The following is a 17135-nucleotide window of genomic DNA, read 5'->3' on the forward strand; positions in this document are numbered from 1 at the left end:
GCCCCTTTGATCACTTCGATGCGTTCAATATCATTGACATCAACCATGGAAAAACTGGCGGCAAGATCTGTCTGCTGTATCCACCCGATTCCCATCGATCAGGACGACAATATTATTTCTACTCAACCCCCGGATGCTGAGAAAAGTACCCCAGGCTCCATCGTGTCCCAAAGACAATCCGGGTTCCTGTTGCAACACTTCGGTGCTGGTTACGGGCATGGTTTTCTGAATGGCGTCCTGCTCCACAACGGAAACGGGAATGGGAACTTGTTTGAGTTTCAACGTTTGCCGTGTGGATGTGACTTTGACTTCTCCCATCGGAACAGCACGCGGAGACAAAGCAATTGTCAGATTTTTATCGTTATCCTTCAGCTTGACGGTTCTCGTTTCAGTTTCATAGCCCATATAAGCAATTTTGACCTTATATGTACCCTCGGGCAAATTAGAAAGCACAAATTTTCCTGAAGCATTGGTGCTGGCTCCCCAATCCGTTCCCTGAACAGAAACATTGGCGCCGGTGAGTGGTTTATTTGTATCAGCTTCAAGAACACGGCCTGTTATTTCAGCTGCAAACGCTGAACAGGCCAGGCCCACAATAAAAATGATTGTGATCCAAAGTCTCATGAGATCAATCCTTTATTTTTAAAAAGTTAGATGTTTACGATGTTTTTGCAAATGCAGTTTTCACGCTGACCTGATCAATTTGACCTATTTTTCCGGTCATGGCACCTATCTGGTCTGTATTGCCTTCGACAATCAGGGTAATAATAGACAGGTTATCGCGTGGAAGTCCCAGACGTCCGATTATGACGTCTGAATAATCGGTAAGAATGTTGTTGATGGTTTTGACGGCAGCGGTACGGTTCTGGATTATAACCGTTACCACGCCGATTCTCGTGGTAGGGGAATGTTGCATGTTTTTGATCTCCTTTATGTTAGGATATATCCCTTCATTTCAGAGTGTTTAAACAATATAATAAATACTTTATAAATAAACAAAGAAAAAAATCTCTTTTCAAAATAAAGTATATAAACATAAAGACAGTCTGTGCAAACCTGTTGCTGCCTGTTGTCTATAAATTTCCATTCTAATGCATAACCGCATTTGGGACAATAGTTAAACATGTTAACCTGACTTTTAATCAGTAATAAATTCTCTGATGGATTGTATGAGCGCTTTGGAGCATTCTCGATAATACGCCTTCGATCTGACAAGTTTTTCTTCTTGAGGATAAATCATAAATGCCGGTTCGATCAAGACGCTGATCGTATTGGTTATCCGGCACATGGCCAGATTGTCCCAAAACAGCCCGTAATTAGGTAAATGGAACGTATCGAGCAATTGTTCCTGAATTTTGAGGGCGAGCGCAAAATTTTGCGGATGATAATAATAGGTGCTGGTTCCGTGGTTGATAAAAGGATTAACACCATCAGGCAAGGCGTTATGATGCAGACTGAGCAGTATATCCGGCTCAAGTTCTTTGGCGTAGCGAATACGGTCCTGAAGTGAGATACCCGGTTCTCCGTTATGTGTCAGTGAGACGGTTGCGCCTTTTTGACGCAGACGCTCTGCAAGTTCACGGGCGAGACGCAGATTAATTTCTTTTTCAGTCACACCACTCGGACCGACAGCGCCGTGGTCGGGCCAGTGACCGGGATCAAGGAGAATGTGTAGATGTTTGAGAGGAGAATACGGCCATTTTGCGATGCGCGGCGGTTTTTTGATCCGGATCACAAAATTATCATCTTTATCGTATTCAGTTTTGTACCCCCATTGCTGGTTCACGGAAATGGGAATGTGAAGACGATAAAGCCCGTCATTGACTTGCTGCCACTGGGGTTGTACCCTTTGCGGTTTATTGCAGAGATTACGCATCCAGTCTGTATCTGCCGTGCTGTAATAAAAATAAATGTCAAGCGCCTGAGGATTAACGCTTTGTTCAATTCGAAACGGCACACGAAGATGTGTATAGACTTTAATGTTCCAGTATTTTTTATCTTCGGTTATTCTGACATTTTTAATAACAGCAGAGAGCAGGGGGGCATGAGTATTAAGCGGTATCAGGCCTGACGTGTCGATCCAGGCAGTGGTATTCCGGCTTAACCGGACATTGTACGTTCCAAGATATTCACCAATAATTTGCAGTCGGACATCTTTGGGCAGAAAAAAATAATAGCTGTTGCGGAAACCGGTTCGCAGGACCAGGTCATGTGCGGTTTTTGCCATGACAGGCTGAAGCGTATCAGTAAGAAAAAGGGTTACGTCTGGATCATAATGCAGTGTGTCGGTAGCCGAGATTCAAACATAGTTGATGTCCAGGGAATCTTTATGAAACAGAAAATCAGAAAGCGTAAGGCTGGCGGTATATAAATTACGAGGTGTATTGGGGATTACCGCACCCGACCCCAGAGCCATTTCGCCCCAATAAGCAGTTTCAGGATGCACACCTTCGAACAGTTGAATTCTTTTATCAAGGGGTGTCAATTGAGCATACACGCGCTGTCCCGGTGTGGCTCGGCATTGAAGCAAAAGGGACTTGCCGGAAATGGTTTTGTAATCAGAGCCCGGAAGAGTAAAAGTTGAATCAAACCACAAAGAGTCATCCGGATAGGCTTGCCAGGGTTGCTGAATAAACACATTTCGGACGATGCGGGTTGTATCCTGTGGCAGAACAGCCCGACAAACAAACGCAAATGAATCATAGGCAAATGGAACAAAAGCGAGAAACGATCCGTTTTCAATAGGCTCTACCGGAGCTCCGTTTATGGAGACTTTGGCATCCTTGGGCTGGACCGTGCCGATTATAAAGACAGAATCAGATGGTCCCGGGTAAAGTGTGTCATTTTCAGCAGGAAAACTAACTGAAATGTACGGAGAATCTGTATTGGAGAATGCACCGGACGCTATGCAAAAAAATAAGCTGTAAATCAGATATTTCAGAGGCGAGCTCAGCATAATCTTCGATTCATTCCGGCGAATAACCGGATTATCTTTTGATTTTTTTAACTTTTTGTGCTGAAACCGCTTGATTCAGATAAAGAGAAACCTCAGTACCGTAAAAGCCCAGTCTAAATATAATCTGTACCAGGATAAAAATCTGCTGAAGGAGGATAGCCAGAATGATCATCGTCGCGGTGACGGTCGGTACCATTGTTATAATCCATGCGAGCACAAGCAACGCCAGGCCGGAGGCAATAAACACACTCAGATATAACCCGGTTACGGTTCGGAAATTTTTGAACGTGAATTTGATCGCCAGCCAAATAGACAGCCATGACGAGTCCTTTTTTTCCCGGATGACAATGATCTTTGCATAATCAAATATAATATCCAAAAAGATCATGATGAGAAACAGGATCAAAAACCCGCCCAAATTGGCAAACCAAACAACGGTCTGGTTCAGATTTGAAAGCGTGAGAAAATCGACAAGCGCAAATAACCCGGGAAGCAAAAGTTTGTAATAAGCTAAAAAAACCAGTAATGCAGTGAAAACAATCGCAGACATGTGATTCATATACTGTCCGCAATACGAAAAAAATCGTTGGACAGTGAATTTGCGTTTTTCACCCAGATATAATGAAAGAATACCGCCGTTCAAAAATGCAGCGACAAACAGATACACAATACCGAGACTGAGGACAGCCCAGCTGATTTGAGAAAACTGTCCTGTCAATACGAGTTCTGCATTATCAAATAAGGTACCCAGACCACTGCTGATACTGGGACGCAGCGTTTCCAGAATACCGTCATTTTTAAGGTTTAATTCCTGCCACCATGAATAGTCAAATGCTAAAAGTTGTTCGACATCAGACTGTTTCGCCATCTGTTCATTAAGTTGAGTGGCAAAAGGAAGGGTAACGAGAAGGGCCGCAAAAATATTAACAATGAAAACAATACCGATAATTTTATAATATGTGAAAACCTGCTGGAATCCCTGTCTAAAGGCTGTTCTAATCTTCATTTACAACTCCTGTTTTATAGTTTGTTCAGTGTTGCCGGGGCATGGGCGATCTTAGGAATAAAATGTCATCATTTCCAACAGACTTTGCACCCAAAAGAGCCATTTTGAAGTCCACTTTAAACCGGGCAGGTGAGATGATTCCGCATATTTTAAATTATTGTGACGATATACATCGAGCCATATTTTATGATCAGGATCAATCTCTGCCTTGATCAATCTGGACTCTGATGTAAACTGAATACGCCTGGTATACCCTGAGCCATCCCAGGATTGATATTTCGTCTCACCATTCTCGAACGTGAGAGCAATGTCAACCGGCAATTTAATATTACCGTTGCGCTGCAAAAATATCTTGTTCAGAAATAAATCCTGGTCGCGGGATATCTTGCGGCTGACCAGACTGTCACCGTCCTGAAATATACCCTGGTCATCTGGCAGTAAGGACGTGTAAAGATCAGAAATCGCATAATCACATTGAGCAGGTGTTTCAAGCAATGTCTGGACCAGCGAACTCATATTGGGCTGCTTTTGTGCCAAGAGATTCTGAAAATCCTTTGGTTCCGGATGCTGAAAGGAAAAAGATTGTGTATATGATTTCATGATATTCGGCCAATCCTCTTCCAGTATATTCTCCAGAGTCCACAGCATCAAAGCGGGTTTTTTATACGCATTATTGCGGTATACATCATAGGAATAATGCTCCCAGGCTTTGTTTGACATTTTCCCGGACATGCCGAACTGTCGCTGACTGTTTTGCAGGGTTGCCCTGTAATCAACAGGTATATTTTGAAATACCAGCGGTATCCCAAAACCGTAACGATCCAGATAGGTTTTAGTATAGTAAGCGTCACCGAAAGTGGCCTGAAGGCAGCGGGTGGTGGCATATACGCTAAATCCTTCATCCATCCAGGGATGCTCGACTTCATTACTTGCCAGAAGACCATAAAAGAACTGATGACAGCACTCATGTGTAACGGTTCGATGCAGCTTCCGACTCGGAGACGGATTTATGAGCGGGGTGGAGGCTGTAATCAGTGTCGGATATTCCATTCCTCCAAACCAGCTTTTTTCGGGTACATCAACAATGGTCAATTGTGAATAAGGATAAGGAATATACCAATGTCCAAAGTGCTTGAGAGCACTGACAGCAGCATCAAAATAATCATCTACAAATTTACCATGAGCTGGTTGGTACAGTAACTTTATATTTACCGGCGGCAGGTCCTCGGATTGCAGCTGCCGTTCTTCAATACGATAATCCGGCCAGGCCGTCCATGCAAAATCATGTACGCAGGTTTGTTCAATTTTGTAAGTGACGCTGTCGTTGCCGGTTTTTATTGTATCGGTTATAGCACCTGTTGCACCGATTTTATATTTAGACGGCACTGTCAGCTCTACATGATAGTCGCCAAAATTCGAATAAAATTCACTGGTTAAATGAAACTGATGGCAGTTCCATCCGTTGTCTTCCAGAACGCCCAGCTTGGGATACCATTGTCCTGCAAAAAACAAATTGTCAATATAACCGCTACGCGGCATATTGTGGGGGAGACGGGCGGTGAAGGAAAGTTCTATATCGATTGTTTCACCGGCACGAACAGGAGCTGGAAGATTTACTTCAAATACGGTGCGATCTTTCTTATTGTCATCGTCCGGATGGATGTAATTGATGGGCATAAGGTCAGCGCCGTTTGCGGATATTGAATTGATTTTACAGTATCCCCAGCTATCCTGATTTGCATATTTCAGAAAGGAAGCAAATTTTTTCGATCGGATAACCTCCTGCATGAATGTACTTTGGGTATTCATAAAAGCGTTCAGATAAAGATGAAACTGGAGCGTGCTGACGGCATTTTCTGTCGGGTTTTTCCATGTCAACAGCTGATCCCCCCTGATAGTTCGTTCGGATGGATTCAGGCTCGCCTGAATTGTATAGTCGACGACCTTGTCGCAGGATTCATTTCCAGCAAAAGCCCAAACAGGCAAAACAAGTAAAATAAGCAAGAGAGTTAATCGTTTCATTCCATTACTCCGGTTTTGAACACTTTTCTGACAATCAATGAAAATACATAGCTTTATTCATTGATTTCGATGATCTTGTACTGGTTTAAATGAGGTTTTATAAAAGCTTGAGCATACTGTTCGGCTCTAGTCCCGGACTCGAAATTCCCGATCCAAATAGCATACAGTTTAGAGTTGGCAAGAACCTGCTCGCGAATCTCTACAACTTTAAACTTTTTTAACAATTTCTGTTGTACCCGGTAAGCATTGGAATAGCGGCTGAGCACTCCGATTTGAATACTGTAGCGTTTATTTTCCTGACTTATGGCTTGAAGCAGAGAACGTTCATCTATTGAATCCTGAAGTTTTTCAAGCTGCCATATAACTTCATCAACCAACATTGACTGTGGATATCGGGTTAAAAAACGCTGCAGGGCCTGCCGGGCTTTTTGTCTGTGACCGCGCAGGATATCGATGAAGCAGAGTTCATATTCTATTCTGTCCACAAGTTCAGAGCGCGGATACTCGTCCAGAAATGTATGAGCCAATTTTTCCGCTTTGTTCAGATTGCCTTGTGAGCGTTCCAGGCAAACAAGTTTTTCCAAGGCATCGTCGCAATATTTTGAAGAAGAGCAGGCTTTGATGAAATGATAGTACCTGTCTTTAACCTGTTCAGCGTTTTTTGTAAATAACAACTTGAAAAAGATGACGGAAGGGTGATCAGGATAGGAATCGCTCAACTGCTCAAGAGACGATTGCAGAGCAGAAAAGTTTCCCTGACTGTAAAGTCGATCTGCAGACATCAGAGTTATTTCAGAAAGGCAGACGGCCGGGAGAAATAAAACAATGATCGAGAACGCTTTCATGAATTTCCTCGTCGGGCTGTGTTCCAGTTGTGACAGGTTGGACAATGCCAAAAATAAGAATCGGCCGTATAGCCGCACCGGCTGCAGGCAAAAGAATGTTCATATTGGTACGCAGAGACATTGTTGATTTCGGATTTTACAGATTCATGCCGACCCAGCTTAGATTCGAGTCGGATGATCTGCAGGAGGATACTATCGTTGCTTAATTTTTGATACGCTTTTCGATTCAGTTCAACCGCTTTTTCCAATTCGCCCTTTTTTTCTTTAATTTTTGCAAGACCGAGATATACATCAACAAAATCCTGTTTAGACTTTAAAAGATAGAGGTACAACGCTTCAACTTGTTCAAATTCTCCCAGTTCATAAAGTCCGGGAGACAGCTCTTCCAGTGCCACAGAGGCCATGTGGGGGATTTTGTGAATCAATTTCCGTAATTCTTTTTCTGCATCTTTGGCGCGCCGTTCTCTGATATAGCTTTTCACCAGCTCCAGATAAGCGGGAAAACAGTCTGTTTTGATCTTGATGGCTTGGCGAAAAGTTAAACGGGCATGATGTTCAGATTTGCCGCTGATCAAGACCAATCCCTGTTCAACCTTGTACAGAGAAAGAATGTCCTGCTTTTTATCTTTGGGTATATTGTTTATTTTTTTCAGATGCAGAAAAGCATTTTCCCAATCATGCAACGCTTCAAAGCATTCGATCTTTTTGGTTTTCGCCCATTCATCTTTTTTATCAATTTCCAAAAGACGGTCACAGGCATATAATGTCCAGGTGTACTGCTGACATTCCCAATAATTGAAAGCAAGCGACCGAATAATCAGAATTTCCTGCGATTGTTCAAGTTGAGGCCGGGCCAACAGGTCTCTTAAAATGCGGATGGCATTTTCGTGATCACCTTTTTGTCGTGAAATATTACTAATGTGAATATATGCGTCCAAATAATCAGTATGAGAGCACACCAGTTTGCGCAAGAGCTTCAGAGCCTTGTCCGGGTCACCCAATACAAGTTCGTTGAGGCCCTGAATATAAAGGACATTCGGTGAAAAAGACGGTTTCAGCCGTTTGCGCAAAACAATAATGGAAACAATACATAATGCAACGGCTGATGCAGCGGCAATGATATAATAACTCTGCTGCATAAATGTTTAATCCTCTTTAGATTCTGGAAGTGATTTTTCAGAAGAGGTCTTTGGAGTCGCCCAGGCTTCCTCAACAGAGACGTTTCTCATGTCTTTGAGCTCTTTTTTAAGCTTTTCGACCTGTCGTTTGCATTTTTTATGTTCCAGTTTCGTCTTTATAATGTGAATGACGGCCAGTAAAAAAGAAAACAGCATTCCGGCTACAAACGCTATATATAAAACCAGCCATAATGCCAAATCGTTTACTGTTTCCCATTTATAGAAAACAACAGGCACTTTAACATCGGAGTTTTGAACGGCAAATCCGATAAGCACAGTCACAGCCACAATAATTAACAACCAGCGAATAATCCACATAATTCCTCCGCCAATAATCATAAATAAAACTTTTACTAATGTAAAAGAATCGATTTAAAATACAAACAAAAATGTTGAGAGGTGAGTGAAATCCCCAAAAAAAGAGGCGGTAAAACCGCCTCTCGTCATTACACTGAAATCACCTGATCAATTTCAGGCAGTTGTTTTTTAAGTTCGCGTTCGATTCCCATTTTTAGAGTCATTTGCGACATGGGACATCCGGCACAGGCGCCCTGGAGCCGAAGTTTCACATTATTTCCCGCGACTTCGACAAGTTCTACATTACCGCCATCAGCAATGAGCGCCGGCCGCACTGTATCTAAAATCTGATCTACTTTTTCATAGGTTATTTCTGACATGATTAATCCTTTATATTATTGTACTGTTTGTTCCGGTGTTGCTTGTTCCGCATATGATTGATCACGAATAACATAACAATTGGCCGGGCATTTTTCCACAGCCGTGTACAGGTCATCACTATCGATATCCTGAATTTTGGGCAAATTGCCCTGCATTGTTATCGCCTCCGAGGTGGTTACTTTGGGGGTTGTGCATATTTTACATGCAAAGCATCCAACCTTGCATACTGACTTTACAGCTTTGGCCTTGTCCTGAGACACACAAGCCAGGTAAACATTCTGCTGGCGGGGAATGAGCTGCATAATGCCGCGGGGACATGTGGTTACACAGATTCCACAGGCTGTGCACTTTTCTTCATCGACAATCGGTAAACCCTTGTCACCCATGGAAAGCGCGTCAAAGGGACAGGACTCGACGCAGGAGCCAAGTCCCAGGCAGCCGTATTCACAAGCCTTGTGTCCGCCTCCGACGAGTTCAGCAGCATGACAATCATGGATACCTTGATAGTGAAATTTTGAGACGGCATTGTTATTATCACCCTGGCAGCAAACCACCGCAACTTTGGGATCACCCGAGGGTTCATTGGATATACCCAAAATGTTGGAAATAGATTGTGCTACAGTTTCTCCACCAGGAGTACACAAATTGGCAGGGGCTTCACCTTTGGCCGCGGCTTCAGCATACGCATTGCATCCGGGATAGCCGCAAGCTCCGCAATTGGCGCCAGGCAGTTCATTTAGAATCTCGTCTACCTTGGGGTCCGTTTCGACAGCGAATTTTTTTGACGCAAATGCCAGTCCGGTTCCGAAGAACAATCCCAAATCCACCGAGTGCAATGATGGAGGAAATAAATATCAAGCTCATTGAATCATCTCTCTTTGTTATTGTTTATGCTAATATATATATTATGATTTACTTTTGCAAGAGTTCCATTTCTCCTGAATCAATTTTCTCTGATTGATTTGTTTTTAGGAAAAATCTTTATTAATTTAAAGATATATGTTGACCTGACTCGGAGTTTTGGTTTTTTACTTTTATTTTTGATACAATTTGATGAAAAAAAGAGCGATTCATAGAGTTCTCATTGTAACCATTGTGGTTCTGTTTTTGCCGATTTTTTCCTACACGGCGCTCCAGTTTATGCAGAGTGATAAAAATCAAAAGCTTGTGCAGTCTATATATGATCGGCAGCTTGACAGTATTTTATTTTCTATTAATCAACATTGCTGGGATATATTCAGTACCTGGCTTTCGGAGATTTCCAGCCATTCTGTCACCGCATACAATAACCGCTCTCCGCAGAATATAAACTCTGCTTTAGGCGAATTTGTAGAAATGGAAAGTGTGGTATCCGGTGCTTTTTTGCGAGTGACTCCGGATCTTTATTATTCTTACATGGACAACCGCAGTGTTTCAAAAACCTCTATCAAAGACAATCAGTTTAGAGTCAATGCAGATAAAATAATTACTGATAAACAGAAAGTCCTGGAGCGAATGATTCGCCTGGCAAAAGAAGGCTATGTGCGCCCCATTGCTGTACAATTAGATACCATGCAATCGTCTGATGTCCCGCAAAGTCTGCTGCTTTTTCCCATTGTCGATGAATCTTTTCCTATCAACTCGGCTGCTTTCAGCGGTATTATCATTAATAATGAAAAATATGTTCGTGAAATTGTAGCCAGACGTTTTTCCTCATTAAATGAAGGCGAATTTATATTTGCAGTTTCCGATTCCCGGCAAGATCAGTTTCTTTATCTTTCATCGGAGGAAAAGCCTGACGCCAATTTTGAAAAGAGTCAAACACTTTGGATTCTTCCGCATCTGGATATTAAAATCAAATTAAGCGGCACCACACTCGGAGAAATATCCAAAAAGCAGATTCAGACGAATTTACTTTTGCTTGTAGCCGTCAATGTTTTATTTATTGCCGGAATGGCTTATTTGCTGCGGAATACCTATAAAGAAATGGAATTGGCAAGGATGAAAACAAATTTTGTCGCCAATGTTTCTCATGAATTAAGAACCCCCATTTCTTTGATACGGATGTATGCTGAAACTCTTGAAATGGGAAGAATAGAGGGAGAGAATAAATTAAAAAAATATTATAGAACAATACTTGCGGAAACCGATCGACTTTCAAAGCTGATCAATAATATTCTTGATTTTTCCAAGATAGAATCCAACAAAAAAACGTATCAAATGGTGCGGACTGATATGAAGGATTTGGTTGAAAAAGCATTACATATTTACCATTATCACCTGCAAAAAAACAATTTTGAATTGGATGTGCATATGACAGAGCATCCGGTTATGCTGAAAGTGGATCCCGAGGCAGTAACACAAGCTTTTGTCAATCTAATAGACAATGCCATCAAATACAGTGATTCCAGCCAGAAAATAGATATTAACCTGAATAGTCATGATAATGATGTTGTTTTATCCGTCAGTGATCAGGGTATCGGCATTCCGGAATCGGAACAGGATAAAATATTCGATAAATTTTACAGAGTCGGAAGCAGCACCGTACATAATACTAAAGGGAGCGGCTTGGGACTTTCTCTGGTCAAACATATTATGCAGGTACACCAGGGCGAAGTTAAATTAAAAAGTAAACCCGGTGAAGGCAGTACATTTTCGCTGGTTTTTCCCACGAATCAAAATCAGTAAGAGGGTCAAAATATGGCACATATACTCGTTGTTGAAGACGAACAAGACATGGCGTTGGGCTTGAAAGATAATTTTGAATTTGATGATTATAAAGTGTCCATTGCCTATGATGGAGAGGCGGGATTAAAGATGGCGCTTGAACAAAAGCCGGATTTGATCATCCTGGATATTATGCTGCCAAAACTGTCCGGTATGGATGTGTGCAAAGAATTGAGAAACAAGGGATTGCAAATTCCCATTATTATGCTCACCGCACGTGGGCAAGAGTTGGATCGTGTGTTGGGTCTGGAATTGGGTGCAGATGATTATATCACCAAACCTTTCAGTATTCGTGAACTGCTGGCCAGAGTAAAAGCAGTATTGCGTCGTTCGCAAAAATCCAAGGAACGAGAACATTTCTTTCAGTTTGGCAAACTATTCGTCGATTTTGAGCATTATAATGCTCAAAATGAAAAAGGCGATGAAGTGGAAATGACTTTTAAAGAATTTGAAATTCTGAAATTTTTCGTAGAAAATACCGGAAGAACCGTCAGCCGGGATGAATTGCTTGATAAAGTCTGGGGTTATGAAATATATCCCACTTCACGGACAGTTGACAACCATATTGTAAAACTGCGAAAAAAAATCGAAGATGATCCTATGCATCCCAAGCATATCATCACGGTTTACGGGATAGGCTACAAGTATGTAGAATAAAAAATGATCAGGAGGGGAGTGACATTAATTTACAATATTTGACACCTGAATGACAATTGTAATTATTTAATTTACGTTATTGTAAATTGGTTTTAACTTTGCAAGATTGGGAGTGTGAATGATTCGTTTGATATTGACAGTTTCATTAATACTGTTGCCATCCCTGTTAATGGCGGATGAGGTTATAGATCTGACATTGGATCGGGCTGTACAGATTGCTATGGGTAGCAGTTATCGTATCAAACAGCTGAAATTAGGAATTGAACGATCCAGACTTTGGTTACAGGCAGAACGTGCAGGATTGCGTTCCAAAGTATACATGAATATGAAAGCACCTGAATTTGAGGCGCTATCGGATTATGAATGGGATTCCAATCTTCAAAAAGACATCATCGTCCGTCGCAACACACAGCTCTGGCAGGCGAATCTGGCGATCCGACAGCCGATTATATTTTTCGGATATCCCACAAACGGTTATCTTTCTTTGAACAACAAAGTATATCGTTACGATCAAATCACGTCTGACGTGCGCGATATTAATTATTACAATCGTTTATTTGTCAAATATGAACAGCCCTTTTTTCAACCCAATGAACTTAAAAACGATATTGAAAAGGCGCAGCTTTCTCTTGAGCGTAAAGAGCTACAATTTCTCGATGATCAGGTTGATTTGATCGATGATATAGCTGATGATTTTTATGATTTGTATCGTCTGTCTTTTCAAAATATGATATTTAATCAGCAAATAATAAATCTTGAAAAATGTTATGACATTGCCGATTGTCGGTCTGCCAGCGGAGAAGAATCCCTGGATTGCATTAAAGTTCGTGTGGAGCTAAACAACGTCAAGGAGAAACTGGCGCAAAATAAAAGCAATCTACGTATGGAAAAAACGCGATTGAAACAGCGGTTGCGTTTAGAGTCCGGTGATTCTTTAGTGATCAAAACTGCTGTAGAGATTTCCAATATTGCGATCAATCCTGAAGAAGCTGTACAGAATGGCTTTAAGCTCAGACCGAGATTGCGATTAATTGACATTAGTAAAAATGAACAGGAAATTAATTTAATCAATGTAAAAGGCTGGAACTCTTTTCGTTTAAATCTGGAAATGACCTTTGGGCTGGAACGGCAAAATCCCCGTTATGAGGAACTGATTCGGCAGGATTATGAAAACAGTTATTCAGTAGCTTTGAGCGCTTATATGCCCATATGGGATTGGGGACAAAGACGGGCAAGGATTCAGGCACAGAAAATATCGATTCAAAAATATGACCTGTATAAAGAAGAAATCCAAAACAGTATTCGTTCAGAGATTGAGAATTCCGTTCAAAATATGAAAGAATATCAAATCCCCGAGCCACAAATATGCACAGCAACCGTAAAATGGCAAAAGAGATCACTGAACGCACACTGAGCCAATATGATAAAGACGAAATAGCCCTGCAGGAAGTACTGGAGGCCGTCACCCGCGAAAAAGATACAGAAATGAATTTTCTGGACGCTTATCTTGGATACAGGCGTTCGCTTTTTAAATTAATGACCAGCACTTATTATGATTATGAAAATAATATCAAACTCCTGGAAAAATACAATACGGACTCTTGATCAAAGTGAATGGCTCAAATTGTAAATTTATACGCATTCTGATATTGCTTTATCTGATAGCGGTTTCAACCGGGACAGCGCGGGACCTCAATAAAGAGATCGATCTTTCAGGTGTCTGGCTGTTTGAAATTGGTGATGATTTAAATTATGCAAAACCGGGTTATGACGACTCGAGATGGTCCAAAGTCTCTGTTCCCTCACCATGGGAAAATGAAGGGTTTCCCGGCTATGACGGCTATGGCTGGTACCGGATCAAAATAACGATTCCCAAGCATTTGCAAAACAAACTAATCTATTTAAAGCTTGGCCAGATAGACGATGTCGACCGAACCTATTTCAACGGTCACCTCCTGGGAGGGAACGGCGATTTTCCGCCACATTATCAGACGGCATATGATAAAAATCGACTATATGAAGTACCAGCGGGTTTCATCAATTACGGTAAACAGAACGTCATTACAGTACGGGTATATGATTATCATCATAGGGGAGGTATTGTGTATGGCGATATTGGTATTTATTCGCGTGATGATGTACTCAATTTGCTGGCGGGATTTAAGCGGTATGTGGAAATTTAAGCCCGGTAATAACAATGAATGGGCCTCGCCGGATTATGATGATACCGGATGGCGCAGGGTCGGAGTTCCTTCGCATTGGGAGCAACAGGGTTTTCCCAATTATAACGGATATGCCTGGTATCGTCAATCCTTTGAGATTAAAAGAACAAAAAATCGGAAACTTATTTTTGTTGTCGGAAAGATTGATGATATCGATCAGGTTTTTTTAAACGGAGTCAGTATCGGCTCTACCGGTGTTTTTCCTGAAAAGGGTAAAGAAACCAAATCTTATTGCAATACGAAGCGAGCGTATTTCATACCTCCTTATCTCATACGCGAAAATAAAGAAAATCTGATTGCAGTCAAGGTCTACGATCTCGGAGGAAATGGTGGTATTTATTCAGGTCATATTGGAATCGTAACCCGTAAAGAATTTTTAAATTATCAGCAAGACAAATAGAATTCATACTTGATAAGCTACGTTCTCTCTCATCTATACATCAGCACAAAGTCTCGCACGGCGAACCTTTGTCTGTTTTGAACGGTCACTCTATCCAGCCCGGGTATGGGATTTTTTTCTTTTTTATTCCAATATTTTTCATATATTCAATGATGCCCTTGAAACCAAAGTCGGGAACATATGAACAACACCAATCATCAAAAGCAATTTCCATCCAGAACCGAACTTTATACTGCCTATCAAGAATCATTTGATCATTACAAGAGTATATCGCACAGGGTTTTGCAAAAAATAAATCATCTTTTAGATGAAAATGAGATAACAGGATCTGTCAAGAGTCGTATCAAATCTTTTGATAGCTTTTATAAAAAGCTTTTGCTTTCATTCAATCATGTCAGAAATTCCTCTACAATTACAGATATCATCGGACTGCGTGTTGTTTGTATTTTTCTGAATGATTTGGATAAAATTCAGCAATGTCTGTATGACTCTTTTACTGTAAAAGAACATGAATACAAAGGCTCTAAATTTTCAGCAGGCGAATTCGGATATCAATCCATTCATATGCTGATTGAACTTCCGGATGGGTTGATCAAACGCCCGATCCCGTTTACAGAAAATGTTTTTGAATTGCAATTGAGAACAAAACTTCAAGATGCATGGGCCGAAGCCGAACACGAAATCATTTACAAATCAGATGAATCCCCTCTGAATGATTATTTAAAACGAAAACTTGCATCTATTAACGCTTCATTGACGCTGACTGATATGATTTTTCAGGAAATACGTGATTATCAACGCGCCCGGCAGAAGCTCGACGATAAACGCAGAAATTCACTATACGAAAAACTTCATGCGATTCAAAATTTATCCATGATGGAAAACATTTCGACCGACACAGAAGAAGTCCAGAATTTGCGCAATTATGAAAACAGTCTACATGACGAGCTTCACAACCTGTTGTTCAATGCACTGGATGCGCACAGCAAGCATGAATATGACCGGGCGCTCTCCCTGTATACCCGGATTGTCGAGTCCTGCTCAAATGACAAAATTTGTTCCATTGTCTACAACCATCGCGGTATGGTGTTTTTCGTATTGTCAAATTATATCAAAGCGGTAGAAGATTTTTCTATGGCCATTGAAAAAAATCGGGACAATGCCAGAGCACACAGCAACCGGGGATTGGCTTTCCGGATGTTGAAACAGTATGACCGGGCTCTGGAAGATTTGGATCGGTCAATTGACATCGATGCCTTGCATATTGACGGCTACTTTAGCCGTTCGCAGTTGAATTTCGAGCTAAAAAATTATCCCGCTGCTATAGCGGATTGCGAAAAAGTTCTTGAAATTAAACCGGATTATCAGGCAGCCCGCAAGTTTTTACAAGTTATAAAAGAAAGGATTTTTTAAAGTTCAACAACATGAGGATTTTATGAATATTTATGCTGTTGTTATCCTGTCTGCTCTTTTAATTGAGTTTATTTTATCTCGTACCGCGGATATGCTGAACATCCGGCACATAAAGCGCGAACTGCCGGAGGAATTCCAGGGATACTATGATCAGAAACGCTACCAAACCTCTCAGGAGTACACCAAAGAAAAGAGCCGTTTTGGTCAAATTATTGAGACAATGGATTTGCTAATTCTGCTGGTGTTCTGGTTTTCAGGTGGTTTTAATTGGCTGGATAGTATGCTGCGGCAATTAAACTTGTCAGATATACTGACAGGGATCTTGTTTGTCGCGATTTTGGGGGCTGCCAAGTTTATAATCGATCTGCCATTCAGCATTTATTCAACATTTGTGATTGAAGAAAAATATGGGTTTAACAAAACAACCTGGAAAACGTTTATTCTCGATATTCTTAAAGGAATGCTGCTCAGTTTGATACTCGGTGTTCCGCTGCTCACAGGTATTCTGGCGATTTTCCAATATCTGGGAACTTTTGCATGGATTGTCGGCTGGGCTCTGGTTACCGTTTTTACACTTGTTGTTCAATATATTGCCCCCCGTTGGATTATGCCTATTTTTAACAAATTCGAACCTTTGGAAAAGCATGAACTCTATCATAAAATAAAATCATTTTTTGATTCTGTCGATTATTCAATCTCTGGAGTCTTTGTGATGGACGGGTCCAGGCGGTCGAGAAAATCAAATGCATTTTTTACCGGGTTTGGAAAGAATAAACGCATTGTCTTTTTCGACACCCTTGTAGAGCAACATAATGATGAAGAAATTTTATCTATACTTGCCCACGAAGTCGGGCATTATAAGAAAAAGCATATATTAAAAAGCACGATTATTAGCATTTTGCCACACGGGTTTTGTCTTTTATCTTTTGTCCATTTTTTTATCGCATCAGGGATTATTTGAAGCTTTTTATATGCAACAAATGTCGGTTTATGCGGGACTTTTATTTTTTGGGATGCTTTATTCGCCTATTGAACTATTTATATCGCTTTTA

Annotated in this window: 19 protein-coding genes; 8 read left to right on the top strand and 11 right to left on the bottom strand. The window is 41.1% G+C overall.

Annotated features, from left to right (window positions below; translation table 11 throughout):
- Positions 1 to 39: 39 nt before the first annotated feature.
- The 11 genes from U5R06_05975 to U5R06_06025 all read right to left on the bottom strand — a co-directional run bounded on the left by U5R06_05975 (position 40) and on the right by U5R06_06025 (position 9500).
- Positions 40 to 624, bottom strand: a complete 585-nt coding sequence (locus tag U5R06_05975) for a carboxypeptidase-like regulatory domain-containing protein (protein ID MDZ7722370.1) — start codon at positions 622 to 624, stop codon at positions 40 to 42.
- 34 nt (positions 625 to 658) lie between these two features.
- Positions 659 to 916, bottom strand: coding sequence for a TM1266 family iron-only hydrogenase system putative regulator (locus tag U5R06_05980; protein MDZ7722371.1), 258 nt, complete (start codon positions 914 to 916; stop codon positions 659 to 661).
- A gap of 222 nt (positions 917 to 1138) precedes the next feature.
- Complete coding sequence (locus U5R06_05985; protein ID MDZ7722372.1) at positions 1139 to 2227, bottom strand: N-acetylmuramoyl-L-alanine amidase; 1089 nt, start codon at positions 2225 to 2227, stop codon at positions 1139 to 1141.
- Between the two features lie 72 nt (positions 2228 to 2299).
- Positions 2300 to 2956, bottom strand: coding sequence for a hypothetical protein (locus U5R06_05990; GenBank protein MDZ7722373.1), 657 nt, complete (start codon positions 2954 to 2956; stop codon positions 2300 to 2302).
- A 31-nt stretch (positions 2957 to 2987) separates the two neighbouring features.
- On the bottom strand, positions 2988 to 3962 hold the full coding sequence (locus tag U5R06_05995) for a hypothetical protein (protein ID MDZ7722374.1): 975 nt from the start codon (positions 3960 to 3962) through the stop codon (positions 2988 to 2990).
- Positions 3963 to 4013: 51 nt separating this feature from the next.
- Positions 4014 to 5984, bottom strand: coding sequence for a M1 family metallopeptidase (locus U5R06_06000; GenBank protein ID MDZ7722375.1), 1971 nt, complete (start codon positions 5982 to 5984; stop codon positions 4014 to 4016).
- 53 nt (positions 5985 to 6037) lie between these two features.
- Positions 6038 to 6829: a tetratricopeptide repeat protein gene (locus tag U5R06_06005; protein ID MDZ7722376.1), complete on the bottom strand. Its 792-nt coding sequence runs from the start codon at positions 6827 to 6829 to the stop codon at positions 6038 to 6040.
- Entirely contained in the window at positions 6826 to 7968 is a 1143-nt protein-coding gene (locus tag U5R06_06010; GenBank protein ID MDZ7722377.1) for a tetratricopeptide repeat protein, read from the bottom strand. The genes U5R06_06005 and U5R06_06010 overlap by 4 nt, the downstream gene beginning before the upstream one ends.
- 6 nt (positions 7969 to 7974) lie before the next feature.
- Positions 7975 to 8325: a LapA family protein gene (locus U5R06_06015; protein ID MDZ7722378.1), complete on the bottom strand. Its 351-nt coding sequence runs from the start codon at positions 8323 to 8325 to the stop codon at positions 7975 to 7977.
- Between the two features lie 128 nt (positions 8326 to 8453).
- Positions 8454 to 8684, bottom strand: a complete 231-nt coding sequence (locus tag U5R06_06020; protein ID MDZ7722379.1) for a NifU family protein — start codon at positions 8682 to 8684, stop codon at positions 8454 to 8456.
- Positions 8685 to 8699: 15 nt separating this feature from the next.
- Positions 8700 to 9500, bottom strand: coding sequence for an RnfABCDGE type electron transport complex subunit B (locus U5R06_06025; protein MDZ7722380.1), 801 nt, complete (start codon positions 9498 to 9500; stop codon positions 8700 to 8702).
- A gap of 238 nt (positions 9501 to 9738) precedes the next feature.
- Here U5R06_06025 and U5R06_06030 point away from each other — a divergent pair, with 238 nt between their 5' ends.
- The 8 genes from U5R06_06030 to U5R06_06065 all read left to right on the top strand — a co-directional run bounded on the left by U5R06_06030 (position 9739) and on the right by U5R06_06065 (position 17044).
- On the top strand, positions 9739 to 11352 hold the full coding sequence (locus U5R06_06030) for a HAMP domain-containing sensor histidine kinase (protein MDZ7722381.1): 1614 nt from the start codon (positions 9739 to 9741) through the stop codon (positions 11350 to 11352).
- A 12-nt stretch (positions 11353 to 11364) separates the two neighbouring features.
- Positions 11365 to 12048: a response regulator transcription factor gene (locus tag U5R06_06035; GenBank protein ID MDZ7722382.1), complete on the top strand. Its 684-nt coding sequence runs from the start codon at positions 11365 to 11367 to the stop codon at positions 12046 to 12048.
- 118 nt (positions 12049 to 12166) lie between these two features.
- Positions 12167 to 13462 carry a TolC family protein gene (locus U5R06_06040; GenBank protein MDZ7722383.1) on the top strand — a complete coding sequence of 432 codons (1296 nt, stop codon included), beginning with the start codon at positions 12167 to 12169 and terminating at the stop codon, positions 13460 to 13462.
- Complete coding sequence (locus tag U5R06_06045; protein MDZ7722384.1) at positions 13432 to 13653, top strand: hypothetical protein; 222 nt, start codon at positions 13432 to 13434, stop codon at positions 13651 to 13653. Before U5R06_06040 ends, U5R06_06045 begins: the two co-directional genes overlap by 31 nt.
- A gap of 5 nt (positions 13654 to 13658) precedes the next feature.
- Positions 13659 to 14231, top strand: coding sequence for a beta galactosidase jelly roll domain-containing protein (locus U5R06_06050; protein MDZ7722385.1), 573 nt, complete (start codon positions 13659 to 13661; stop codon positions 14229 to 14231).
- Positions 14218 to 14670, top strand: a complete 453-nt coding sequence (locus U5R06_06055) for a beta galactosidase jelly roll domain-containing protein (protein ID MDZ7722386.1) — start codon at positions 14218 to 14220, stop codon at positions 14668 to 14670. The genes U5R06_06050 and U5R06_06055 overlap by 14 nt, the downstream gene beginning before the upstream one ends.
- Before the next feature lie 180 nt (positions 14671 to 14850).
- Positions 14851 to 16083, top strand: a complete 1233-nt coding sequence (locus U5R06_06060) for a tetratricopeptide repeat protein (protein MDZ7722387.1) — start codon at positions 14851 to 14853, stop codon at positions 16081 to 16083.
- A 22-nt stretch (positions 16084 to 16105) separates the two neighbouring features.
- Positions 16106 to 17044: a M48 family metallopeptidase gene (locus U5R06_06065; protein MDZ7722388.1), complete on the top strand. Its 939-nt coding sequence runs from the start codon at positions 16106 to 16108 to the stop codon at positions 17042 to 17044.
- The last annotated feature ends 91 nt before the right edge of the window (positions 17045 to 17135 follow it).

This window comes from candidate division KSB1 bacterium, assembly GCA_034521575.1.
Taxonomy (GTDB): Bacteria; Zhuqueibacterota; Zhuqueibacteria; order Residuimicrobiales; family Krinioviventaceae; genus JAXHMJ01.

Bases quoted from the DNA above. Each gene is read 5' to 3' on its own strand.
- U5R06_05975 (MDZ7722370.1), bottom strand. From the start codon at position 624: ATGAGACTTTGGATCACAATCATTTTTATTGTGGGCCTGGCCTGTTCA.
- U5R06_06030 (MDZ7722381.1), top strand. From the start codon at position 9,739: ATGAAAAAAAGAGCGATTCATAGAGTTCTCATTGTAACCATTGTGGTT.
- U5R06_06000 (MDZ7722375.1), bottom strand. From the start codon at position 5,984: ATGAAACGATTAACTCTCTTGCTTATTTTACTTGTTTTGCCTGTTTGG.
- U5R06_06040 (MDZ7722383.1), top strand. From the start codon at position 12,167: ATGATTCGTTTGATATTGACAGTTTCATTAATACTGTTGCCATCCCTG.
- U5R06_06045 (MDZ7722384.1), top strand. From the start codon at position 13,432: ATGGCAAAAGAGATCACTGAACGCACACTGAGCCAATATGATAAAGAC.
- U5R06_05990 (MDZ7722373.1), bottom strand. From the start codon at position 2,956: ATGCTGAGCTCGCCTCTGAAATATCTGATTTACAGCTTATTTTTTTGC.
- U5R06_06035 (MDZ7722382.1), top strand. From the start codon at position 11,365: ATGGCACATATACTCGTTGTTGAAGACGAACAAGACATGGCGTTGGGC.
- U5R06_05995 (MDZ7722374.1), bottom strand. From the start codon at position 3,962: ATGAAGATTAGAACAGCCTTTAGACAGGGATTCCAGCAGGTTTTCACA.
- U5R06_06065 (MDZ7722388.1), top strand. From the start codon at position 16,106: ATGAATATTTATGCTGTTGTTATCCTGTCTGCTCTTTTAATTGAGTTT.
- U5R06_06055 (MDZ7722386.1), top strand. From the start codon at position 14,218: ATGTGGAAATTTAAGCCCGGTAATAACAATGAATGGGCCTCGCCGGAT.
- U5R06_06010 (MDZ7722377.1), bottom strand. From the start codon at position 7,968: ATGCAGCAGAGTTATTATATCATTGCCGCTGCATCAGCCGTTGCATTA.
- U5R06_05985 (MDZ7722372.1), bottom strand. From the start codon at position 2,227: ATGGCAAAAACCGCACATGACCTGGTCCTGCGAACCGGTTTCCGCAAC.
- U5R06_05980 (MDZ7722371.1), bottom strand. From the start codon at position 916: ATGCAACATTCCCCTACCACGAGAATCGGCGTGGTAACGGTTATAATC.
- U5R06_06060 (MDZ7722387.1), top strand. From the start codon at position 14,851: ATGAACAACACCAATCATCAAAAGCAATTTCCATCCAGAACCGAACTT.
- U5R06_06020 (MDZ7722379.1), bottom strand. From the start codon at position 8,684: ATGTCAGAAATAACCTATGAAAAAGTAGATCAGATTTTAGATACAGTG.
- U5R06_06015 (MDZ7722378.1), bottom strand. From the start codon at position 8,325: ATGTGGATTATTCGCTGGTTGTTAATTATTGTGGCTGTGACTGTGCTT.
- U5R06_06005 (MDZ7722376.1), bottom strand. From the start codon at position 6,829: ATGAAAGCGTTCTCGATCATTGTTTTATTTCTCCCGGCCGTCTGCCTT.